This is a genomic window from Alteromonas sp. a30 (assembly GCF_026788005.1).
In the GTDB taxonomy this organism is placed as follows: domain Bacteria; phylum Pseudomonadota; class Gammaproteobacteria; order Enterobacterales; family Alteromonadaceae; genus Paraneptunicella.
Genome location: NZ_JABEPE010000042.1, coordinates 1 through 5783, shown reverse-complemented (window position 1 = coordinate 5783; position 5783 = coordinate 1). Strand labels below are relative to the sequence as shown.

The 5783-nt window shown below is 42.0% G+C and carries 7 protein-coding genes; all 7 read right to left on the bottom strand.

Annotation, left to right across the window (positions count from 1 at the left end; translation table 11 throughout):
- Positions 1 to 352 precede the first annotated feature (352 nt).
- The 7 genes from HJG39_RS18710 to HJG39_RS18680 all read right to left on the bottom strand — a co-directional run bounded on the left by HJG39_RS18710 (position 353) and on the right by HJG39_RS18680 (position 5688).
- Entirely contained in the window at positions 353 to 1189 is an 837-nt protein-coding gene (locus HJG39_RS18710; protein WP_268411869.1) for a hypothetical protein, read from the bottom strand.
- Between the two features lie 86 nt (positions 1190 to 1275).
- Positions 1276 to 2481, bottom strand: a complete 1206-nt coding sequence (locus HJG39_RS18705; RefSeq protein ID WP_268411867.1) for a DNA cytosine methyltransferase — start codon at positions 2479 to 2481, stop codon at positions 1276 to 1278.
- Between the two features lie 36 nt (positions 2482 to 2517).
- A complete protein-coding gene (locus HJG39_RS18700; RefSeq protein WP_268411866.1) occupies positions 2518 to 3696 on the bottom strand; it encodes an HNH endonuclease in 1179 nt (392 codons plus the stop codon).
- 149 nt (positions 3697 to 3845) lie between these two features.
- Positions 3846 to 4181: a hypothetical protein gene (locus tag HJG39_RS18695; protein ID WP_268411864.1), complete on the bottom strand. Its 336-nt coding sequence runs from the start codon at positions 4179 to 4181 to the stop codon at positions 3846 to 3848.
- 118 nt (positions 4182 to 4299) lie between these two features.
- On the bottom strand, positions 4300 to 4869 hold the full coding sequence (locus HJG39_RS18690; protein WP_268411863.1) for a hypothetical protein: 570 nt from the start codon (positions 4867 to 4869) through the stop codon (positions 4300 to 4302).
- 127 nt (positions 4870 to 4996) lie between these two features.
- Positions 4997 to 5248, bottom strand: coding sequence for a hypothetical protein (locus HJG39_RS18685; protein ID WP_268411861.1), 252 nt, complete (start codon positions 5246 to 5248; stop codon positions 4997 to 4999).
- A 98-nt stretch (positions 5249 to 5346) separates the two neighbouring features.
- Positions 5347 to 5688: a hypothetical protein gene (locus tag HJG39_RS18680; RefSeq protein WP_268411859.1), complete on the bottom strand. Its 342-nt coding sequence runs from the start codon at positions 5686 to 5688 to the stop codon at positions 5347 to 5349.
- Between the last annotated feature and the right edge of the window lie 95 nt (positions 5689 to 5783).

The following is a 5783-nucleotide window of genomic DNA, read 5'->3' as shown; positions in this document are numbered from 1 at the left end:
ATGTGGCACAACCTACGAGGGCGTTATGATGGCAACCACTTAACCGTGATTGACCCACGAGCATAGACTGATGAGAAGGTGCCACGGCGGATTGAGTAAGGTCAGCTCTGCTTATTCTTTGAGTAAGTAACCTACGACAAAATCATCGGGAATGATTTTGAACAGCCGCAGGCTGGCTTTAAGTGAAGGGCAGGAAGCCCGGAATCATACCAGCATGAAAACCGACGACATTACTGCCTCATCCGGTGCGTTAGCTCATTTATTTTAAGTGAGAAAAAAAGACTGATTATGGACTGAGAGAATGTCAGGGAAGCACTCGTTCAGGGTTGACAAAGGGAGTCATACCAACGCCTCAAGCAGAGGCGCCAGCTTCGCTGGCGTCCTGCTGACTTGACTTGTTAGGCTCATACTTGAGGTATTTATAGATTTTGGCTCTTATCCACTTCACTGCTGCAAGACTTAGCAAGCCAAAAAAAGAAAATGCGTAGCCGAAAGCTATTTCAGTATCCCAATCGCTATATGTAATAAGCCCAGCACCAAAAACTAAAAAGACCACTCCGGTGAAAATATAAAGCCCCAGTATGGCATTTGCTGCTTGTTTGGAATGTTTTGAACCTTGATATTTTGCAGCCATATACTGAAACAGAGTTATTCCTAGGGCAATTGCCAAAATAATTTGAACAATATCTTCAACTGTGTAAGGCAGGATGTAGCGCGCAAAAACAATACCCATGGAAAGAATAGTAAGGCGATCCTTGTACGATTGTTCTTTTTCTTTCCTTTCGTATTCGGGAACCATTCTGTCAAGTACGGCTTTTTCGAGCTTCTCGTCCAAAGAAATTTCAATCTCTAAGCTATCCAGCTCTTCTTTAGCTTTTTTCCATTCTACATAGTAAGACAGCAGGCTAGTTTGCAGCATATGCTCTTGCTGCCTTAATGCAGCTTGTCTTGCTAGTTGAGGAACCAATATGGATACTTCTTCCTCCATTTTTCTTTTCTGTGTTTGCAGATCAAGAATTTCCTCCTTTGATATATCTCTCTCCAAATGTCTTTCAACAAAATCTATTAGCTTTTTGTCAGATGCCGACTTTCTTCTTTGGTCAATGTAGGCAATAACTGTAACCACACCGGCAATAAGACCAAGTATTGCTACGATATCTTGCCACTTAAGATCTGTAAGTATTTCCATTTTCTTCGATCTCTGAATAAGAGCCTAACGCCGCGCTCACCGGCAAATTGGAGCGCAACGTAAATTTGTCCGAGTGCAGCGCCTTGTTAGGCTTTTTGGAAAAAGCTTTCGTATATAGCTTGGGCTAATTGAGCGCCGAGAACAGGGGGGACGGCATTTCCAACTTGAGTAAACTGCCTGGCAGATGAGCCAGTAAACACGTAATCATCAGGAAAGGTCTGTAGTCGAGCCGACTCTCTGACACTCAGTGTTCTTGGTATGTATGGATGAAGATGAGAGCGACCTCCTCCTGAAGAACCACCTGCTATTACAGTCTTGGATGGTAGGCTAGGATCTAATCTATCGACCCTTCCCAATTTATCACGTTTCCCTATGTCTAATTTTACGTAGCGTGAGACAGAGTTCGCCTTGTGCTTTCTTGTTATATGGTTTGGGCAAGACTCGTCGATATTTACTAGGGCGTTAATACACGCTATTACCTCTGCATGAGGCTTTGGTGGAGAAAACTTCTTTTTACCCTTATAACCAACGATGAACACTCTTTCTCTTTGCTGGGGGACCCCATAGTGCGCAGCATTAATTTTAAGCGGCTGGTGCAGTGTGTATCCTTTTTTAGTCAGTGACTCGTAAACTTTGGATAATTGTTTGCCGCCATCCACATCAATTAGACCGGAAACATTTTCAATCAAAAAAGCTTTTGGTAGATACTTTTCTATGTACCAAACATAATCAAACAAGAGGTTTCCATTTGTTTCATGCTCAAACCCTACACGTTTGAAGTTTTCACCATCTTTCGAAAATCTTTGGTTCGCAGCAATAGAGAACGATTGGCAAGGAGGGCCACCAACAAATACTCCGTTAAAATTCTTTTTAAGTCCCAATTTGTCAAGCTGCGCCGATAACTTTCTTCTTTGAGATACGTTACCGTCTGAATAAGGAGGCCCTAAAACCTCCCAATCGCGGTTCTCCCGCAGGGTATCGCAAAATATTTCAGAATGCTCGATTAGGCAAAAGTGATCGAAACCAGCAGCCTCAAAGCCTAAATCTAAACCGCCACAGCCTGAAAAAAAGCTAACTACTGGCACACCATGAAATGGTTTTCGATAATCAGATAGGGTTCTGTAATTAGAGTCGAATAGTTGTGGAGAGGGGCTTAATTCATATCTTAGGTTTTCGTATGAAAGACCCTCTCGCTCTAGAATTGATTCAAGTTCTTCTCCACTTGAAAGAGCCTCTTCAATCAAGCTGCCTAGCTTTTTTGAAAGGGGTTTGACATAAGATTCTGGTACCATCGAACTTTCCATAACTGTTTTTTTGTACAGTTTACTCTAAACTGAAACAAATTGGGACTTTACCATGCCATAAACTTCTCTCGCATGCTCTTCTGAAGTAAAATCGGATATTTTTTGACCAGTTAGCTCGCTGCGGTAGAAGGCATGTGTAGCTCTATGGCAGTTAGGACAAAGACCTACAAGATCATTCATTGAGGTGCCACCTTTGTCAACATGAAGAGGCGAAGATAGCGGTAATATATGATGAACTTCAATCAGATTTTCCAACCACGGGTATCTCGAAGCTACTTCGGTATCGCAAACATCGCATAATCGGGGTTTGGTTGAGTTTTCAAAGTAGTGACGCACTACCTTTCTATTCCTCTCTGTTCTGAGATGTGTAACTCTGATTTTTTTACCTTCTGTAAAGGTAATATCATCAACACTAACTGGCTCCTTGAGATCAAAAGACAGACCCTCCAACTCACCGATGTTACAAATATTTTGAATTTCAAGTTCAGAGTCAGGGTTCCGTGGTCTCACTATAGGTTTCACCAAAGCATCTAACTCTTCTGCTCCAAGGTTTGACAACGCCCCCATATCAATAAACAGCTTGCCATCCAGCCATGACAAATAGCTAAGCTGGCTAATGAAAATTAGCATTTCCCGAACCTGGCGCAATTGATCTCCTGAGCCAGATACAGTGGTTTGAGCTAGGCTTCGATAATGTGGAATATTTTCAAAGCCACTTACACTATTGCCAATCAATTCTGAAAAAACTGATTCGACTGATAGGAATGGCTCCCCTGTAGAATAGGCATTGGCAATGAGGCGCTTCAAAATAGCGCAAAAAGGGAATGTTTGATTTGAAGTGTCGTTGAATCCTTGAAAAATTGGCGACGGATAATAAAAAGTTCTAGCTATATATTGGATATATTCATCGTAGGTCAGAAAATCTTCGCCGCTGGCAACAAGCTTTTTGCATAGATCCGTTGCAACTAACTGGTCATTAATACTACTCGCCAGACCTAAAATTTTAAATACTCGAGCATAATTCCTCCACACCCTGTAATTATCGGGCTTGAAGGGTAATCCAACCGCTGTAGGCATAACCCCTCTGAGCGGATCTTCAGTTGCTCTTAGATTAACGCCATTTAATTCGACTATAGCGGACGCAATTTTTCGAATTTTATCTAGGGAAAAATACGTTAACCTACCTTGATCCCATCTCCACATGCTAAATTTTACTCCTAAGTTTGATGAGAGCCTAACGGCCCGCATAACGGGCAAGAACACGTAGGCTACAATACCAAGCGAAGCGAAGGGAGCCTACGTGTTTTTGTCCCAGCGAGCTTGCGAGCGAGTTTATGCGATTGTTAGGTAAACTACTCTAAAAAAGCGCCTTGTAGCAAGAGCCTATTAACATTGTGATGTATGACTAAAAGCCCAATGGCGCAAATTGCAAGAAACACAATTGTTGCCAAAAAATACTCTACCCAAGCTAACCACTTAATTCTATTTTTATGCTCGAGAATTAACTCTTTTCTGTAAGAGCTTGATAGTAGAAACGGCCAAGCAAGATATACAAAGCGAGGTCCACTGGCTAATTCTGCAAAGAAATCTAAAGCGTCGCCTAAAACGGGAATTCTGGATAGCACTATAGCTACAGCGAGAAATACCCCGAAAACAAGTAAGCTAATTACAGCAACCAAAATTTCCATGTACAGCTTTACCTAACGCAGAGTGCAGCTGCATTGTAGTTGGCGTTGAGTTTTGTGTAACATGGCGTAGCCATACACAAAACTCAACGCCGACCACAATGTCATCTGGCACGTATTGTTATATTTCCGTTTCATCGAAAACCGATTCTTTTTTAGGCTTTGCAAGTTCAACATTTTTCACATACCCACTCTCACACATAAGGTCTAGGCTTGCTAAAGGTAAAACGATATGCTCTTGAACAAGCATGCTAATTTGCTTTTCAGGTACACCTGCATCCCGAAGTGTATTTACTACTTTGGAAACATACTCTAATGAACGTATTCTATTTTCTAGATTTAATTTTATTTCTTCATGCTTATTTCTATAATTATTATCTTTCTCTCTTTCATGTCTATCAGTTAGATACTGTCGAATTACTTCAAGTGGGTTTAGTTTCCCTAAGAATTCCCAGAAACCTGGAGAATGAAACTCTACTGACGATATGTGTAACCTATCATCCTCTGAAGAAATATAGGGCATCACTGGATTTGGATAAATTGAAGCTATTCGCCCACCAATGGCAGCCTGCAAAATTTTATCAAGCAATAAAATAGACTTATAACAAGTGGTTATTCTGAATAAGAATACTTCAGCGTGCTCAGCATCATAGTTCCCGTCACCGTAAATTTTCAAATATGCTTTGCTCAAAATAATCTCCACATCTTTGAGGAATAAATATAACGCCAGCAATAAACGGCGCCCTGACAAGGGCGTCCGGTGGAGGCCCATCGGGCCGGAACGAATTTAATTGCCTTGTTATACAGATTTCCGGCGCTCACCAAGACAACCCCGAGTCGTACCGGTACCCTTCCGGGAGCTGTTTCAACAAAGCTTCTTTTGAAGGTACTTTTCCGCTATCTATCTCCGGCGTGGTTGTAGAGATATTGACGTTTCGCCCAGATTCCTGAAGTTCGCAAGTACGATTCGTAATCGCTGTGTCATCGGTAATCACTCCCGACACATTACAGGTGCGCTGGTCTCTGTCGTAGTAGATGACCCTCATATATCGAGGTTTACGCGCAGACATTCGATTACTCCTCTGTATAACGCCGCCAGCACAGGCCGGAGCACGCAGTGCGGAGGTCCAGCCCCGAAGGGGCGATTGTGCCTGGCCTTGTTATGTTTTTACCTTGTTTCATCGTAGTAGAAAGGCAGCTTTGGTGAATCAAAGTCACCCTCTCCGTATTTTTCTTCAACGTGTTTTGGAAGCATTTTTCGCATTTTTTCGTGGATTGATGTATGAAGCAACTTAAAGGCTGCCTGATCATTTACAGAACCCAGAAACCTCTCAATATCTTCCATTGTTTGGTAGTGTAATGGCTGATGAAAGAACCTCTGATATTCCTGTAAGGTAGAGAATACATACATTAGGTCTTTCAAATTAACCTCTACCTTTTCATCAGGATCGATCGCATCGAAGCCATAGGTTGCGATCTCCTCCAGATTCTCAGTGTACTCTTTACTCACTCACTACCTCGTGAAACATAACAGTGTATTACTGCGAATTCTCGGTATGCCCACTTTTAAATCCATACCAAAATCTCAACATTCTAAAATTTTGC

Bases quoted from the DNA above. Each gene is read 5' to 3' on its own strand.
- HJG39_RS18695 (WP_268411864.1), bottom strand. From the start codon at position 4,181: ATGGAAATTTTGGTTGCTGTAATTAGCTTACTTGTTTTCGGGGTATTT.
- HJG39_RS18710 (WP_268411869.1), bottom strand. From the start codon at position 1,189: ATGGAAATACTTACAGATCTTAAGTGGCAAGATATCGTAGCAATACTT.
- HJG39_RS18700 (WP_268411866.1), bottom strand. From the start codon at position 3,696: ATGTGGAGATGGGATCAAGGTAGGTTAACGTATTTTTCCCTAGATAAA.
- HJG39_RS18705 (WP_268411867.1), bottom strand. From the start codon at position 2,481: ATGGTACCAGAATCTTATGTCAAACCCCTTTCAAAAAAGCTAGGCAGC.
- HJG39_RS18685 (WP_268411861.1), bottom strand. From the start codon at position 5,248: ATGTCTGCGCGTAAACCTCGATATATGAGGGTCATCTACTACGACAGA.